The following is a 16,056-nucleotide window of genomic DNA, read 5'->3' on the forward strand; positions in this document are numbered from 1 at the left end:
ACTTCGCGTTGGGGTTGACCTCGTCCTCTTCCACCCCGAGCTGCTCGATGATGATCTCCTTGACCCGCTCCTCAACCGGCTTTGCCATGAACACCTCCCGCTACCGCGTGGATTAAACTCACACTGCCGAGTTGCGTCGCCCCCCGATGCTGCGTCGGCCCCAAGGGGCCGTTGCTACATGTACAGACCGCCGTTCACGTGAATGGTCTGCCCCGTGACGTAGGCGGCGCCGTCGCCGGCCAGGAATCGTACCACCTCCGCCACCTCCCGCGCCGCGCCGACCCGCTTGAGCGGCACCTGCTGGAGCAGGGCCTCCCGCGCCTCCGTCGACATCGCGGCGGCCATGTCCGTCTCGATCAGCCCCGGCGCCACCGCATTGACCAGGATGTTCCAGTGCGCCAGCTCACGCGCGGCCGCCTTCGTGAGGCCGATGACGCCCGCCTTGGCCGCCGAGTAGTTGACCTGGCCGGGATTGCCCATGGCCCCTGCCGTGGACGCGATATTAATGATGCGGCCGCTCTTCTGCCGCATCATCGACTTGACCACGGCCCGGGTCATCAGGAACACGCCCCGGAGGTTCGTGTCCAGAACCTGGTCCCAGTCGTCGTCCTTCATCCGCACCAGGAGCTGGTCTCGCGTGATGCCCGCGTTGTTGACCAGCACGTCGATGCGCCCGAAGCGCTCCTTCGCCGCATCCACCAGCCGGTCACAGTCTTCGCGCTTCGACTGATCGGCCGCGACCCCCAGCGTCGACGCGCCCAGACTCTCGAGCTCCTTGACCGCAGACTCGAGCCGGCCCGCGTCGCGACCAGAGACTACCACGGAGGCGCCGTCCTCTGCCAGCGCGCGGGCGATGGCCAGCCCTATCCCGCGCGTGCCGCCCGTCACGACCGCGGTGCGGTCGGCCAGCGGCTTGCCGTCCGTCACAAGCCCGGCCCTCCGCCGAGCGCGGCGGCCGCCTTGTCGAGCGAGTCGGGATCCTCGACCGCGTGCCCCCGGGCGCCGTCGATCGTGCGCTTGAGCAGCCCGCTGAGCACTCGCCCGGGGCCGACCTCGAGCCAGACCGTGGTGCCCTCGCGCGCCAGCGCCGTCAGGCAGTCGGTCCAGCGGACCGGGCTCGCTACCTGCCGGATCAGGAACGGCTTGACGTCGTCGGCTGTCGTGGTCAGGCCCGCGTCCACGTTGCGGACGACCGGCACTCGCGGAGTGCGCACGGCCACGCGCTCGAGCTCGGCGGCCAACCGGTCGGCGGCGGGCTTCATCAGCGCCGAATGAAACGGCGCGCTCACCGGCAGCAGCACGCTCTTCTTGCCGCCGAGGGCCGCCGCGACCTTGAGCGCCCGCTCGACCGCGGCCCGGTGGCCCGCGATGACGATCTGGCCTGGCGAGTTGATGTTGGCGACGTTGACGACCTCGCCCTGCGCCGCCTCGGCGCAAGCCTTCTCGGCCGTTTCCACGTCGAGCCCCATGAGCGCCGCCATGGCGCCCGTTCCCACCGGCACGGCGTCCTGCATGAACTCGCCGCGCCTGCGCACGAGCCGCACGGCGTCGGCGAAGCCGAGCGCGCCCGCGACCACGAGGGCCGAATACTCACCCAGGCTGTGCCCCGCGCAGAGGTCCGGGCTGATCCCGCGCTCGGCGAGCACGGCCGCCGCCGCCACGCTCGCCGTCAGGATGGCGGGCTGCGTGTTGATCGTGAGCGCGAGCTCCTCTGCCGGTCCCTCGAAGCAGAGCCGCGCGAGCGGGAAGCCGACGGCCTCGTCGGCCTTGCGCCAGACGGCGGCCGCCGCGGGCGACGCAACGGCAAAGTGCTTGCCCATGCCGACCGACTGCGAGCCCTGCCCCGGGAAGAGGAACGCGATCTTCATTGGGCCCCTACCAGCGAAGCAGCGCCGCGCCCCAGGTGAAGCCTCCGCCGAAAGCCGCCATCAGCACGAGGTCGCCGGGGTTGAGCCGCTTCGAGGCCCACGCCTCCTCGAGCGCCACGTACACCGAGGCGGCGCCCGTGTTGCCGTAGCGGTCGACATTGACGAGCACGCGATCCATGGGCAGCTTGAGCCGCTTCACCGCCGCCTCGATGATGCGCAGGTTGGCCTGGTGCGGGACGAAGAGCGCGAGGTCCTGCGCCGTGAACCCGTTCCGGCTGAGGATCCGCTCCGCGGCGTCGCCGAACATGCGCACCGCGACCTTGAAGACCTCGTTGCCCTTCATCCGGGCGTAGTGCATCCGCTTGTCCACGGTCTCGTGGGTCGCCGGGTTGCGCGAGCCGCCGGCCGGCTGGATCAGCAGGTCGCCGTACCGCCCGGCGGAGTAGAGGTCGGTATCGAGGATGCCCGCGTCCCCGTCGGAGGCGCGGAGCACGACCGCGCCCGCCGCGTCGGCCAGGAGGATGCACGTGCCGCGGTCGGTGTAGTCCGTGATGCGCGACAGGCACTCCGCGCCAATGCACAGCACGGTCTTGTACTTCCCCGTCTGGACGTACTGCGCGCCGATCGAGAGGCTGTAGATGGAGCCGGAGCAGGCGGCGTAGACATCCATGGAGCCCGCGTTCTTGCAGCCCAGCTGGTGCTGGACGATGTTGGCCGTGGTCGGGAAGGCCATGTCGCCGGTCGTCGTGCCGAGGACGATCAGGTCGATCTCGCCCGGCTCGACCTGGGCGCGCTCGAGGGCCTGCTGCGCGGCCCGGATGGCCAGATCGGACGTCGCCTCGCTCTCGTCGGCGACGTGCCGCTCGCGGATGCCGGTGCGCTGGACGATCCACTCGTCCGAGGTCTCGACCATCCGCCCGAGCTCCGCGTTGGTCAGGATGCGCTTCGGGGCGTAGGCGCCGATACCGATGATCCGGGCGCGGGTCATTCGCGGCCTCCCTCGCGCCCCTCGGCCAGCTCCGTCTCGGCTTCGAGAGCGGTCTTGATGTGCTCGTTCACGCCGCTCGTGACCCATTCGGCCGCCACGCGGACCGCGTTCTTGATGGCCTTCACCGGCGAGGCGCCGTGGCAGATGATCGAGGCCCCGTTGATGCCGAGGAGCGGCGCGCCGCCCATCTCGGTGTAGTCCACGCGCCGCTTCATGCGGGCGAAGGCGCGCTTGGACAGGGCCGCGCCAGCCAGCGAGAAGACATCGCGCCCGAGCTCCTGGCGGATCATTTCCGTCAGCATCTCCGCCAGGCTCTCGGAGACCTTCAGGCAGACGTTGCCCGTGAATCCGTCGGTGACCACCACGTCGCAGCGGCCGTTGTAGATGTCGCGCCCCTCGATGTTCCCGATGAAGTTGAGCGACGACGTCCGGAGCTCCTCGAACGCCTCCTTCGTCAGCTCGTTCCCCTTTCCCTCCTCCTCACCCACCGAGAGCAGGCCGACGCGCGGGTTGTCCTTGCCGACGATGTCGCGCGAGTACACGTGGCCCATGACAGCGAACTGGAAGAGGTGCCGCGGCTTGGGGTCGACGTTGGCGCCGGCGTCGATGAGGATGGTGTAGCCGGAGAGGTTCGGCAGCGCGGCGGCGATGGCGGGGCGGTCCACGCCCGGCAGGAGGCCCAGCACGTGCATGCCGATGGCCATGGCGGCGCCGGTGTTGCCGGCCGAGACGAGGGCGTCGCACTCGCCCTCCTTGCAGAGCTCCGCCGCCACGCGCAGCGAGGAATCGAGCTTGCGGCGGAGCGCGTGCGCAGGCGGCTCGGCCATGCCCACGACCTGGGTGGCGTGGCGCACGGTGATCGGCAGGTCCTGCGCCTTGAGGCGGACGATCTCACGCTCGACGGCGGCCCTGTCGCCGACCAGCACCGAGGCGAGCCCGAACTCCCGGGCCGCCGTCACGGCGCCCTCGACGACGACGGCGGGGCCGAAGTCCCCGCCCATGGCGTCCACCGCGATCTTCATCGGCATTGGCCGCGGATCTCCCGTCCGGGCGCTACCCGCCCTCGACCGAGAGGATTTCCCGCCCCTTGTAGAAGCCGCACTTGGCGCAGATCTGGTGCGGCAGCTTGACTTCCCTGCACTGCGGGCAGACCGAGCGAGTGGGCGCGGACATCTTGTAGTGGGTCCGGCGCTTGCGCCCGCGCGTTTTCGAATGGCGTCGCTTTGGCAGCGGCATGTGTTCGTGGCTCCTCTGCCGGGCTCACGGGCCCGGCCCAGCGGGTTATTTGGACAGCCGGTCGGCCAGGCCCTTGAGCGGCGACCACCGCGGGTCGGCGGCGGGCGGGCAGGCGCACGGGGCCGCGTTCCGGTTCGCGCCGCACGTCGGGCAGAGACCGCCGCAGCCCTCGCGGCAGAGCGGTTTCATCGACAGCCCCAGCGTGGTCTCGGTCTCGAGCAGGGCGTTGAGATCGATCAGGTCGTGCGCGTAGACGTCGGTCTCGAGGTCGTCCCTGCCCAGCTCGCGCTCCTCACCCCGCATCGCAGGGCTGGGCACGAGGCGCGTGTCCACGTTCGTCTCCACCGTCGCCTCGTACGGCTCGAGGCAGCGCGAGCAGACCTGGGGCACGCGCGACCGGAGCCGCCCGTGGACGAACACGACATCGCCGTCCTTGTCCACGGCGAGCTGGGCGTCCTCGAGGCGCCAGGCGCGGTCCTGGAAAGGCTCCGGAAAGGCCTCGGGGCCTTCGAACCTGAGCCCCTCCTCGGGAATCTCGGAGACCCTGATGACCATGGCTCGACTCTCGCTAACCCTCGACAGAATTTGTAGAAATCCGTAAAACCGGGTCAGTTTACGGGCCCCCTCTCCGGTTGTCAACCTGAAAGGCCCCCAGACCCTCCTCCAGCATACGGCTCCGAGCCCGGCTACGCCCTATACTAGCCATCCTGTGCACACGATCTACTTCGGCGACAACCTGGACATCCTCCGCCGGCACGCGCGGGACGGCGCGGTCAACCTCATCTACATCGACCCGCCGTTCAACACCGGCAAGGCCCAGTCGCATACGCGCGTCAAGACCGTGCGGAGCGCCTCCGGCGACCGCGTGGGCTTCCAGGGACAGCGCTACGAGACCATCAAGATGGGCTCGCGCGCCTTTCCCGACCGCTTCGACGACTACCTCGGATTCCTCGAGCCGCGTCTGCGCGAGGCCTACCGAGCGCTGGCGCCGGACGGCACGCTCTACTTCCACATCGACTACCGCGAGGCGCACTACTGCAAGGTGCTGCTGGACGGCATCTTCGGGCGGCGATCATTCCTCAACGAGATCATCTGGGCGTACGACTACGGCGCGCGCCCGACGCGCCGGTGGCCGCCCAAGCACGACAACATCCTCGTCTACGTCAAGGACCCGTCGCGCTACGTCTTCGACACGGAGGCTGTCGAGCGGATCCCGTACATGGCGCCGGGGCTCTGCGGACCCGAGAAGGCGGCGCGCGGCAAGCTCCCCACCGACACCTGGTGGCACACCATCGTGCCGACCAACGGCCGCGAGCGGACGGGCTACCCGACGCAGAAGCCGCTCGGCGTTCTCACCCGCATCGTGCAGGCGTCCTCCCGTCCGGGCGACCTCGTGCTCGACTTCTTCGCCGGCAGCGGCACCACCGGCGAGGCCTGCCTCGCTCTCAACCGCCGATTCATGCTGGTAGACGACAACCCGGAGGCGCTCGAGGTCATGGCCAGCCGCTTCGAAGGCGCGCAGGGCATCCGCTGGGTCGGCTTCGACCCGCGCGCAAGCGGAAGGACGCAGCGCGGCGCCGCCGACCCCGTTGCCTGACGCTCCCCGGCCTGTTGCTTGACGCTCCCTGGACTGACTGTTAGCATTCGCCCCGGAGGCTCCACGCAATGGGCAACCTGATCAAGACCGGATTCCTTCTCGCCGTTCTCACCTGCCTGCTGGTCCTGGTCGGCGGAGCCATCGGCGGCCAGCAGGGCATGACCATCGCCTTTATCCTGGCCTTCGTGATGAACGTCGGCTCGTACTGGTTCTCCGACAAGATCGTGCTGTCGATGTACGGCGCCCAGCCCGTCGACGAGGCGCAGGCGCCCGGGCTCTACCGCATCGTCCGCGAGCTGGCGGCGGAGGCGAAGATCCCGGTGCCGCCGATCTACCTCATCCCGGACAACTCGCCGAACGCCTTCGCGACGGGCCGGAACCCGCAGCACGCCGCCGTCGCCGTCACAGAGGGCATCCTCCGAATCATGAGCGAGGACGAGCTCAAGGGCGTGCTCGCCCACGAGCTCTCGCACGTCAAGAACCGCGACACGCTCATCATGACCATCGCGGCCACGCTCGCGGGCGCCATCACGTATCTGGCGCAGATGGCGCAGTGGGCGGCCATCTTCGGCGGCGGCCGCCGCAGCGACGACGAGGGCGGCGGCGGGGGCGGCCTCATCGGCATGCTCCTGATGGCCATCCTGGCGCCCTTTGCCGCCATGCTCGTCCAGATGGCCATCTCGCGCTCGCGCGAATACGAAGCCGACGCCTCCGGCGCGCGCCTCTGCCACCGCGCCTCCGGGCTCGAGCACGCGCTCGAGAAGCTCGACGTCGCCTCGCGGCAGGAGCCTCTGAACGCCACGCCGGCTACGGCCCATCTCTTCATCGTCAACCCGCTCACTGGCGGAGGCTTCGCCACGCTCTTCTCGACGCATCCTCCGATCGAGGAACGCATCGCGCGTTTGAGGGCGATGAAGCTTTGATCGCGACGGGACCGGGCGCGGGGCGCGAACGGACGGCGCCTCACCCCGCCTCCGGCTTCATGATCCAGGCCGAGCACCTCCGCAAGACCTATGGCCGGACCGCCGTCCTCGACGACGTCTCGCTCGAGCTCGGCGCGGGCGAGGGCTTGACCCTCCTGGGGCCGAACGGCACAGGCAAGACGACACTACTGCGAATCGTCGCCACGCTCCTGCGGCCCACGTCGGGCTCGCTACGCGTCGCCGGGGCTGACGCCGTGAAGGAGCCCGAAGCGGTCAGGGCCGCCATCGACATGGTCGGGCACGGCAGCTGGGTGTACGAGGACCTGAGCGCGCTCGAGAACCTGCGCTTCTGGGCGGTCATGGGCGGCCACGACGCGGGACACGCGCGGCTCCGCGCGGCGCTCGAGGAGGTCGAGCTCGATGCGTCGGCCGACCAGCGGGCGCGCACCTTCTCGGCGGGCATGAAGCGCCGCCTGGCGCTCGCGCGCGTGCTGCTGGGCCGGGCGCGCCTCCTTCTTCTCGACGAGCCCTTCACCGGCCTCGATCGCGCCGGCAGGAAGTGGCTCGGCGAGTTCCTGCTGTCCTTCAAGGCGCGCGGCGGAGCGCTCGTCGTCGCGACGCACAGCTTCGACGCGGGCGTGGGAGTGGCCGACCGTGTCGCCATCCTCGCCGGCGGGCGGATCGTTCTCGACCGCCCGGCGGCCGCGCTCGGACTCGAAGACCTCCGCCGCCTCTACGACGAGCTGGCCATGGGCCCGGGGACGGCGTCGTGAGCGCCTACGTCCGGCGGGCCTGGATGGTGGTCTGGAAGGACATACTGACGGAACGCCGGAGCAAGGAGAGCCTCAACGCCCTCGTCTTCTTCTCACTCCTGCTGCTCTTCGTGTTCCAGTTCGCGCTCGGGCCCGAGCGCGCGCGCGTCGAGGCGGCGCTGCCGGGGCTCCTCTGGCTCGGCTTCATCCTATCGGGGCTCCTGGCCTTCGGGCGGACGTTTCTCATCGAGCGCGAGAACGACTGCTGGGAGGGGCTCGTCCTCACACCCGGCGACAAGTCGGCCATCTACCTGGGCAAGCTCGCGGGCAACGTGCTGGTGATGATCGTGGTGGAAGTCGTGCTCCTCGCGCTCTTCGCCGTCTTCTTCGCGATCGACTTCACGCCGTTTCTCCCCGGGCTCGCGGCCGTGCTAGCGCTCGGCACGCTCGGGTTCGCGGCCGTCGGCACGCTCTTCGGCGCCGTCACGGCGCAGATGCGCGCCCGGGAGCTGCTCTTCCCGGTCCTGCTGCTGCCCGCCGTGGTGCCGGTGCTCCTGAGCTCGGTGAGCGCGACGCAGACCGTGCTCGCGGGCGAGCCCCTGGCCGAAGCGGCGGCATGGCTCAAGCTGCTGGCCGCGGCGGACCTCGTGTACCTCGTGGTGGGCGTGCTCACGTTCGAATTCGTGCTGGAAGGCTGATGGCCGCCCGCGCGCTCGGATGGCTCGCGGTGCTGGCCCTCATCGCCGGTCTCGGCGCGGCCTTCGGCTACGCTCCGCGCGAGGCCGTGCAGGGCAATGTCCAGCGCATCATGTACCTGCACGTCCCGGCCGTGCTGACCGCCTACCTCGCCTTCGCGCTCGTCTTCGTGGGCAGCGTGGGCTATCTCCTCACCCGCCGCGCTGGCTGGGACAGGCTGGCGCTGGCGGCAGCCGAGCCCGGCGTGCTCTTCACCGGCATCACCATCGCCTCGGGCTCCATCTGGGGCAAGCCGACCTGGGGCACGTGGTGGACCTGGGACGCGCGTCTCACCTCAACGGCCGTGCTCTTCCTGGTGTACGTCGGCTACCTGCTGCTCCGCGGCATGGTGGACGACCCTGACAGACGGGCGCGCGCCGCCGCCGTCGTGGGCATACTGGGCGCCGCGAACATGCCGATCGTCCACTTCTCGGTCAAGTGGTGGCGCGCGCTCCACCAGCCGTCCACCATCCTCGGCCCCGAGCCCTCGCCGATCGCCGCGCCCATCGCGGCGACGCTCCTCATCAACTGGATCGCCTTCACCCTGCTCTTCGCCTATCTGCTGGCCGAACGGATGGAGATCGCGCGGCTCGAGGACACGCATGCCGGATAACTGGGGTTACGTCTTCTCCGCCTACGGCCTGGCGGCCGTCGCGCTGCTCGGGTACTGGCGCCGCCTGGCGGGCCGCGCGAAGAGCCTCGCCGGGCGCGGCGAGCGGCGGCGGCGGTGGCAGGAAAAATGAGCCGCCGCGGCAGGTTCGTGACGGGCGGCCTCGTCATCGTGGCGGCCATCGCCTATCTCATCTGGTCGGGCGTGAGCCAGTCCGTCGTCTACTTCGTCACGCCGAGCGAGCTCCTGGCTGCGCCTACGCCGAGCAAGACCTACCGCCTCGGTGGCCTCGTCCAGGCGGGGTCGCTCAAGTGGGAGCCCAAGAGCCTGGATCTCTCGTTCACGCTCTCCGACGGCAAGGCGAGCGTCCCCGTCAGGCACAAGGGCGCGCCGCCCGACCTCTTCGCCGAGGGGCGGGGCGCCGTCGTCGAAGGCTCGTGGACGAAGGACGGCTACTTCAAGGCCTCGCTGATCCTGGCCAAGCACTCCGAGGAGTACAAGGCGCCCCACGACGGCGCCCAGCCGGGGTACAAGGAGCTGATGAAGAGCCTGCGCGGAGACGGCACCCGATGAGGGCCGCAGGCCCGAAGAGGCCACGGCGCAGCGCAGGCTCGTTGGCCGGAGCGCGATCCCGATGAGGGCCGCAGGCCCGAAGAGGCCACGGCGCAGCGCAGGCTCGTTGGCCGGAGCGCCATCACGATGATTCCGGAGCTGGGATACGGCGCGACCGTCGCCGCGTTCGTGCTTGCGCTCTGGGGCGCTGTTGCCGCGGTGGCGAGCGCCCGCACCGGGCGCGCCGCGCTCCTCCGCTCGGGCGAGCGGGCCGCGGTCGGCGCCTGGGCGCTCGTCACCGCCTGCATCGCGCTCATGCTGTACGCCTTCCTGACCTTCGACTTCTCGGTGCAGTACGTCGCCGTCAACACGAACCGCGGCACGCCCTTCTACTACCGGATCACGGCGCTCTGGGGGGCGCTGGAAGGCTCGATCGTCCTGTGGTCGTGGATGCTGTCGATCTACACGCTGATCGTGGTCGTCCAGTACCGGCGCCGCCAGCCCGAGCTCTACCCGTGGGTGCTCTCGGTCATGCTCGGCATCCTGGCTTTCTTCCTTCTCGTCATGACCATCCCCGCGCCGCCCTTCGAGCGCCTCACGCCGATCCCGGCCGACGGCCGCGGCCTCAACCCGCTGCTGCAGGACTCGGGCATGATCACCCACCCGGTCGCCCTCTACCTGGGCTTCACCGGCTTCACGGTGCCGTTCGCCTTCGCCATGGCCGCGCTGATCGTCGGGCGCACAGGCGAGGAGTGGATCACCATCACGCGGCGCTGGACCATCATCGCCTGGTATTTCCTCTCGCTCGGGCTCCTCATCGGCGGCTGGTGGAGCTACCACGTGCTGGGCTGGGGCGGCTACTGGGCGTGGGACCCCGTCGAGAACGCGGCCTTCATGCCGTTTCTCACCGCCACGGCGTTCCTGCACTCGGTGATGGTCCAGGAGCGGCGGCGCATGCTCAAGCTTTGGAACCTCTCCCTCATCATCCTGACCTTCGGCCTCACGATCTTCGGCACCTTCCTGACGCGCTCGGGGATCATCGGCTCCGTCCACTCCTTCACCCAGGGCTCGATCGGCGTCTTCTTCCTGGCCTTCCTGGCGCTGGTGCTCCTCGGCTCCTTCTCGCTGCTCGCCTCGCGGGTGGAGCGCCTGCGCGCCGAGGGCGTGCTCGACTCGGTCGTCTCGAGGGAGTCCACCTTCCTCCTGAACAACCTGTTCCTGGTCGCCGCCACCTTCACGGTCTTCTTCGGGACGGTCTTCCCGCTCCTGTCCGAGGCCGTGCGCGGGGTCAAGATCAGCGTGGGCGCGCCCTTCTTCAACCTGGTCAACATCCCGGTCTTCCTCGCGCTGCTCTTCCTCATGGGCGTGGGTCCCCTCATCGCCTGGCGCCGTGCCTCCGCCAAGAACCTCAAGCGCAACTTCCTCAAGCCCGTCGTCGCGGGTCTCGTGGCGGCTGCGGCGCTGCGGGCGCTCGGCGTGGCCAACGGGCTGGTGCTGACGACAATGGCCCTGGTGGTCTTCGTCGCCGGGACCATCGCGCTCGATCTCTTCCGCGCGGTGCGGGCGAGGCGGCGGAGCGGCGACGACTGGGGCGCCGCCACCTGGGGACTGCTGCTCCGCCAGAACCGACGGTACGGCGGCTTCATCGTCCACCTGGGGATCCTCGTCATCGCGCTTGGCGTGGCGGGCTCGCAGGCTTGGTCGGTGCAGAAGGAAGTTACGCTCGACAAGGGTCAGAGCACTGAGCTGGCGGGCTACCACGTGCGATTCGACGGGCTCTCGGCTTCGGAGGAGTCCAACCACGGCAAGGTCACCGGCGCGTTCACGGTGACGAACGGGCGAGCGGGCGGCCACATGCTCTACCCCGCGAAGAAGTTCTACCCGCAGGAGCAGTCGCCCATCGCGGCCGTCGACTACCAACTTGGCTGGATCGAGGACATCTACCTCGTGCTGGGCGATTTCGCTCCCGACGGCTCCCACGCGACGGTCAAGCTCCAGGTCAACCGCATGGTCTCCTGGCTCTGGCTGGGCGGTCTCGTGCTGACGCTGGGCGCGGCGCTGGCCATCCTGCCGGACGCGCGGAGGCCGGCGTGAACGCATCCAGGCTGCGGTGGGCGATCCCCGCGGCCGTCGTGCCGGTGCTGGTGCTGCTGGCCTACGGCTTCAGGACCGACCCTCGCGAGATCCCCTCGCCGCTCCTGGGCCGGCCGGCGGCGGCCTTTTCGCTCACGACCTTCGCGGGCTCTCCCCTGAGCCTCGAGGACCTCCGCGGCAAGGTCGTGATGCTCAACTTCTGGGCCTCGTGGTGCGTGCCGGCCTGCTACGAGGAAGCGCCGGCCCTCGAGCGCACCTGGCGGGCCTACAAGGACAAGGGGGTCATGGTCGTGGGCGTCGACGTCCAGGACAAGGAGGAGGCGGCACGGGAGTTCCTCAGGCGCTTCGACCACTCGTTCCCGAACGCTCCGGACCCCAGGGGCCGGGTCTCGGTGGACTACGGCGTCTACGGCGTGCCCGAGACCTTCTTCATCGACCGCAAGGGGCGCGTGCGCTTCAAGCACGTGGGGGCGCTGACTGACGAGATCGCCCGCCGGCACCTGGACGCCCTGCTGAAGGAGCCGTCATGAGGCGCGGCTTTGCCTCCGCCGCCGCGGCCGTCATGCTGGTCGCCGTCGCCGTGTGGGCAGCGCCAGCGCCCGCGGCGACACAGCCAGCGCCCGCGGCGACACAGGTAGACGAGAACATCGTCCAGGACGTGGCGAGCCAACTCCGCTGCGTGGTCTGCCAGAGCCTCTCGGTGGCGGACTCGCCCTCCGAGACCGCCAACCAGATGCGCGCCATCATCCGCGAGCGCTTGGCCGCGGGCGACAGCCCCGAGCAGGTGCGCGCCTACTTCGTCGAGAAGTACGGCGACTGGATCCTGCTTTCGCCGCCCAAGTCGGGTTTCACGCTCCTCGTCTGGGTCGTGCCCTTCGTGGGACTCGGGATCGGGCTCGTGCTGGTCGCGATCACAGTCCGTCGCTGGAGCCGCACACCACAGGCCGCCGCGCCCTCGCAGCTCGACCCCGCCGTGCGGGAGCGCATCCGGCGCGAGATGTCCGAGATGGATAAATCATGACCGGTGCCCAGTGGATCGCCATTGCCGCCATCGGCCTGCCCGCGCTCGCGATCGTCCTCTGGCCGCTCCTGCGCGGCGGGGCCGGAGGGACGGCCGCCTCGCCCGCGGCACAGCCCGACCGCCGGCTCGAGCTCGGCGAGGAGAAGGCCTCGGCCTACCGCGCCCTCAAGGAGCTTGCCTTCGACCACGAGGCGGGCTCGCTCTCGGACGACGACTTCCAGGCGCTCAGGGACAGGTACGAGGGTCGCGCCGCCGATCTGCTCACCACGCTCGACGCCCTGGGCGGCCTGCCTGCGCCGCCTGCTGCCGAGCGGGCGGCCGCCGCCCCGCGCTCCTGGACGCGGAGCCCCGCCGCCATCGCCACCGCCGGCGTGGCACTCCTCGTGCTGGGCATCGCTCTCGGCGTGGGAGTGAGCCGGTACAGCGCACCTGACCCCACCGCCGCCTCGCCGGGCAGCAGCATGCCCGGCATGCCCGGCCCCGCCCTGACTGACCCCGGCCCCCTCCTGCCCGGCGCTCCCGGGACCGGGGCCGCCGCCGGCAGGCCCATCACGCCCGAGATCATGGCCAGGATGCTCCAGGCTGCTCGCGAGAGCCTGAATGCGGGCCGCTACCCGGAGGCCATCGCGGCCTACCAGGCCGTGCTCAAGCGCGACGAGAAGAACGTCGACGCGATGACGCACCTTGCCCTGATCGTGGCGATGGGCGGCCACGCCGACGCCGCGCTCGAAACCTTCGACAAGGCGCTCAAGATCGACCCGAAGTACACCCCGGCGCTCATGTACAAGGGCCAGGTGCTCTACGAGGTCAAGCAGGACTACGCCGGCGCCATCAAGGCATGGGAGCGCTTCGTCACGCTCATGCCCCCCGGCGAGGACCGCCGGCGCATCGCCGTGCTCATCGAGGAAGCCCGGACCAAAGCCCCTCGCCGCTAGTGGTATTCTGGGCCTCGCCATGACGAAGCCAAAGGACGCCGCCGAAAAGATCGAGGCGCTCCGCGAGGCCATCCACCGGCACAACTACCACTACTACGTCGAGGACCGCCCCGAGATCTCCGACGCCGAATACGACCGCTTCCTGCGTGAGCTCGGGGCACTGGAAAGTACGTACCCTGAGCTGATCACGCCCGACAGCCCGACCCAGGGCATAGGCGGGCGGGTCGGCCCGGCCTTCGCGCCCGTCGAGCACCTGGTGGCCATGCTGTCGCTGGACAACGCGATGAGCCCGGATGACCTGCGCGAGTTCGAGGCGCGCATCCGCCGCGCGCTTCCTCAGGCCAAGTTCGATTTCGTCTGCGAGCCCAAGGTCGACGGCCTCGGCGTGGCGCTCCTCTACGAGCGCGGGCGGTTCACGCGCGGCGCCACCCGCGGAGACGGCCGGGTCGGCGAGGACATCACGCAGAACCTGCGCACCATCAAGGCCATCCCGTCGATCCTTCACGGACCGCTCAAGGACGCGAAGCGGCTCGAGGTTCGCGGCGAGGTGTACATGCCGCGCGAGGCCTTCGCCCGGCTCAACGCCAGGCTCGAGGAGGCCGGCGGGCCGACGTTCGCCAATCCCCGGAACGCCGCCGCCGGCGCGGTGAGACAGAAGGACCCGGCGACCACGGCGACGCGGCCGCTCGAGATCTTCCTCTACCACACGAGCGTCCTCGAGCCCGTGCTCTTCGACTCTCACTGGGAGCGGCTCGAGGCCCTCAAGAAGAGCGGCTTCGCGGTCAACCCGCGGTCGGAGCGGTGCCGCGATATCGACGCCGTGATCGCCTACTGCCGGCGCCTGGAGGCGGAGCGGGACGAGCTCGAGTACGACGCCGACGGCGCCGTCGTCAAGGTCAACGACCTCGAGCAGCAGCGCAGGCTCGGCGCCACGGCGCACCACCCTCGATGGGCCATCGCCTTCAAGTTCGCCGCCCGCCAGGCGACGACACAGGTCAAGGGCATCACGATCAACGTGGGCAAGACGGGAGCGCTCACGCCGACCGCCCAGCTCGAACCCGTCGAGCTGGCCGGCGTCACCGTGAGCAATGTCAGCCTCCACAACGAGGACGAGGTGCGCAAGAAGGACGTGCGCGTGGGCGACACCGTGCTCATCGAGCGCGCCGGCGACGTCATCCCCTACCTGGTCCAGGTCGTCACCGCCAAGCGGCCGGCCGGCGCCAGGCCCTTCCACATGCCGCGGGCGTGCCCCGTCTGCGGCGCGCCGGCCGAGCGGCCCGAGGGCGAGGCCATCTGGCGCTGCACCAACGTCGCCTGCCCGGCGCAGCTCAAGGAGCGGCTCTTCCACTGGGGCTCGCGGCGCGCGATGGACATAGAGCACTTGGGCGAGGTCGTCATCACCCAGCTCGTGGACCGGGAGCTCTGCGGGGACTTCGGCGACCTCTACGAGCTCGACGCCCCACAGCTGGCGGGGCTCGAGCGCATGGCGGAAAAGTCGGCGACCAATCTTCTCGAGGCCATCCAGGCCTCCAAGGGCCGCGGGCTCTCCCGCGTCCTCAACGGCCTCGGCATCCGCATGGTGGGCGAGCGCGCCGCGCAGCTCCTGGCCGCCCGCTTCGGCAGCATGGAGCGCCTCGAGAAGGCGACCGAGGACGACATCAACGAGATCTCCGGGATCGGGCCCAAGATCGCCCGCTCAGTCTCCCGCTTCTTCTTGGAGGATCGGAACCGGAAGATCATCCGCCACCTCCGCGAGGTCGGCGTCGACCTAAGCGAGAAAGGCGTCTCGGACAAGCCCGGTCCCCTCACGGGCAAGACGCTCGTCCTCACGGGCGGCCTGCGCGGCATGACGCGGGATGAAGCCAAGGACGCGATCCTACGCTTGGGCGGGCGCGTCACGGGCACGGTCTCCAGGAAGACAGACTACGTGATCGCGGGTGAGGACCCCGGCGGGAAGGCCGACGACGCCAAGCGACTCGGCGTCACCGTGCTGGACGAGGCGCGGTTCCTCTCGCTCATCGGGCGATCCCAATGAAGGCGCCCGCAATGAACGTGGTGGAAGTCAAGGCGGTCACCATGTCTCTTGGGCTGGCTCTCGGGCTGGCGCTCCTCATGCCGGCCGCGGCGGACGCCCAGGACAAGCCGCGCCCCTCGCGGGAGCAGGCGCTCCGCGATCTCGGCAGCACCGACGTCGAGGCGCGCCGCCTCGCCGCCGCCTGGATGGGCGAGCTCGGCGCGCCCGCCGACCTGCCCACCCTCTTCAAGGCGCTCCGCGACCAGGACGACCTCGTGCGGGCGGTGTCGGAGAGCTCGATCTGGCAGGTGTGGAGCCGCTCGGGCGATCCGAAGGTGGACGGGCTCTTCGCCGCCGGCGTCGAGCAGATGAACCACGGCCAGGCGCAGGCTGCGATCGACACGTTCAGCCAGATCATCAGGCTCAAGCCCGAGTTCGCCGAGGGGTGGAACAAGCGGGCGACGGTGTACTTCTTCATCGGCGAGTACGACAAGTCGCTCCGAGACTGCGACGAGGTGATCAAGCGCAACCCGAAGCACTGGGGGGCGCTCTCGGGCTACGGCCAGATCTACCTCCAGCTCGACAAGCCGGAACAGGCGCTCGCCTACTTCCAGCGCGCGCTCGCCGCGAACCCCAACCTCCAGCAGATCGGGCAGATGATCGAGCAGCTCAAGCAGGCGCTCATCGAGAAGCGCAAAGGGACCATCTAACCGTTCGTCAAGCCAACCGCC

General features: G+C 69.9%; 19 protein-coding genes. 13 read left to right on the forward strand and 6 right to left on the reverse strand.

Translation table 11 applies throughout. The annotated features are described in order from the left end of the window. Positions 1-174 precede the first annotated feature (174 nt). The 6 genes from fabG to Q7W02_13080 are packed head-to-tail and all read right to left on the reverse strand — an operon-like array spanning position 175 to position 4,647. Entirely contained in the window at positions 175-927 is a 753-nt protein-coding gene (gene fabG / locus Q7W02_13055) for a 3-oxoacyl-[acyl-carrier-protein] reductase (GenBank protein ID MDO8477097.1), read from the reverse strand. After that, positions 924-1,868, reverse strand: coding sequence for an ACP S-malonyltransferase (gene fabD / locus Q7W02_13060; GenBank protein MDO8477098.1), 945 nt, complete (start codon positions 1,866-1,868; stop codon positions 924-926). Before fabD ends, fabG begins: the two co-directional genes overlap by 4 nt. A 7-nt stretch (positions 1,869-1,875) precedes the next feature. Next, on the reverse strand, positions 1,876-2,856 hold the full coding sequence (locus Q7W02_13065) for a beta-ketoacyl-ACP synthase III (GenBank protein ID MDO8477099.1): 981 nt from the start codon (positions 2,854-2,856) through the stop codon (positions 1,876-1,878). Beyond that, positions 2,853-3,884, reverse strand: a complete 1,032-nt coding sequence (plsX, locus tag Q7W02_13070; protein MDO8477100.1) for a phosphate acyltransferase PlsX — start codon at positions 3,882-3,884, stop codon at positions 2,853-2,855. The genes Q7W02_13065 and plsX overlap by 4 nt, the downstream gene beginning before the upstream one ends. 25 nt (positions 3,885-3,909) lie before the next feature. Next, on the reverse strand, positions 3,910-4,092 hold the full coding sequence (gene rpmF, locus Q7W02_13075) for a 50S ribosomal protein L32 (GenBank protein ID MDO8477101.1): 183 nt from the start codon (positions 4,090-4,092) through the stop codon (positions 3,910-3,912). 45 nt (positions 4,093-4,137) lie between these two features. Further along, entirely contained in the window at positions 4,138-4,647 is a 510-nt protein-coding gene (locus Q7W02_13080; protein ID MDO8477102.1) for a DUF177 domain-containing protein, read from the reverse strand. Between the two features lie 154 nt (positions 4,648-4,801). Between Q7W02_13080 and Q7W02_13085 the strand changes: the two genes are divergently transcribed. The 13 genes from Q7W02_13085 (at position 4,802) to Q7W02_13145 (ending at position 16,035) form a co-directional block, all read left to right on the forward strand. Then, positions 4,802-5,689, forward strand: coding sequence for a site-specific DNA-methyltransferase (locus Q7W02_13085; GenBank protein MDO8477103.1), 888 nt, complete (start codon positions 4,802-4,804; stop codon positions 5,687-5,689). A 68-nt stretch (positions 5,690-5,757) separates the two neighbouring features. After that, the gene (htpX, locus tag Q7W02_13090; GenBank protein MDO8477104.1) at positions 5,758-6,612 is read left to right on the forward strand and encodes a zinc metalloprotease HtpX; all 855 of its coding nucleotides are present in this window, start codon (positions 5,758-5,760) and stop codon (positions 6,610-6,612) included. Further along, a complete protein-coding gene (ccmA, locus tag Q7W02_13095; protein ID MDO8477105.1) occupies positions 6,609-7,385 on the forward strand; it encodes a heme ABC exporter ATP-binding protein CcmA in 777 nt (258 codons plus the stop codon). The genes htpX and ccmA overlap by 4 nt, the downstream gene beginning before the upstream one ends. Then, the gene (locus Q7W02_13100; GenBank protein ID MDO8477106.1) at positions 7,382-8,062 is read left to right on the forward strand and encodes a heme exporter protein CcmB; all 681 of its coding nucleotides are present in this window, start codon (positions 7,382-7,384) and stop codon (positions 8,060-8,062) included. The genes ccmA and Q7W02_13100 overlap by 4 nt, the downstream gene beginning before the upstream one ends. Next, a complete protein-coding gene (gene ccsA, locus Q7W02_13105; GenBank protein MDO8477107.1) occupies positions 8,062-8,712 on the forward strand; it encodes a cytochrome c biogenesis protein CcsA in 651 nt (216 codons plus the stop codon). The genes Q7W02_13100 and ccsA overlap by 1 nt, the downstream gene beginning before the upstream one ends. After that, the gene (locus tag Q7W02_13110) at positions 8,702-8,842 is read left to right on the forward strand and encodes a hypothetical protein (GenBank protein ID MDO8477108.1); all 141 of its coding nucleotides are present in this window, start codon (positions 8,702-8,704) and stop codon (positions 8,840-8,842) included. The genes ccsA and Q7W02_13110 overlap by 11 nt, the downstream gene beginning before the upstream one ends. Beyond that, entirely contained in the window at positions 8,839-9,282 is a 444-nt protein-coding gene (locus Q7W02_13115; GenBank protein MDO8477109.1) for a cytochrome c maturation protein CcmE, read from the forward strand. The genes Q7W02_13110 and Q7W02_13115 overlap by 4 nt, the downstream gene beginning before the upstream one ends. Positions 9,283-9,408: 126 nt before the next feature. Continuing rightward, complete coding sequence (locus Q7W02_13120) at positions 9,409-11,355, forward strand: heme lyase CcmF/NrfE family subunit (protein ID MDO8477110.1); 1,947 nt, start codon at positions 9,409-9,411, stop codon at positions 11,353-11,355. A gap of 11 nt (positions 11,356-11,366) precedes the next feature. Next, on the forward strand, positions 11,367-11,885 hold the full coding sequence (locus Q7W02_13125; GenBank protein ID MDO8477111.1) for a TlpA disulfide reductase family protein: 519 nt from the start codon (positions 11,367-11,369) through the stop codon (positions 11,883-11,885). After that, positions 11,882-12,376, forward strand: coding sequence for a cytochrome c-type biogenesis protein CcmH (locus tag Q7W02_13130; GenBank protein MDO8477112.1), 495 nt, complete (start codon positions 11,882-11,884; stop codon positions 12,374-12,376). Before Q7W02_13125 ends, Q7W02_13130 begins: the two co-directional genes overlap by 4 nt. Beyond that, the gene (locus Q7W02_13135) at positions 12,373-13,311 is read left to right on the forward strand and encodes a tetratricopeptide repeat protein (protein ID MDO8477113.1); all 939 of its coding nucleotides are present in this window, start codon (positions 12,373-12,375) and stop codon (positions 13,309-13,311) included. The genes Q7W02_13130 and Q7W02_13135 overlap by 4 nt, the downstream gene beginning before the upstream one ends. A gap of 19 nt (positions 13,312-13,330) precedes the next feature. Continuing rightward, complete coding sequence (ligA, locus tag Q7W02_13140) at positions 13,331-15,346, forward strand: NAD-dependent DNA ligase LigA (protein ID MDO8477114.1); 2,016 nt, start codon at positions 13,331-13,333, stop codon at positions 15,344-15,346. Beyond that, positions 15,343-16,035, forward strand: coding sequence for a tetratricopeptide repeat protein (locus Q7W02_13145; GenBank protein MDO8477115.1), 693 nt, complete (start codon positions 15,343-15,345; stop codon positions 16,033-16,035). Before ligA ends, Q7W02_13145 begins: the two co-directional genes overlap by 4 nt. Positions 16,036-16,056 lie beyond the last annotated feature (21 nt).

The organism is Candidatus Rokuibacteriota bacterium (genome assembly GCA_030647435.1).
GTDB lineage: Bacteria > Methylomirabilota > Methylomirabilia > Rokubacteriales > CSP1-6 > AR37.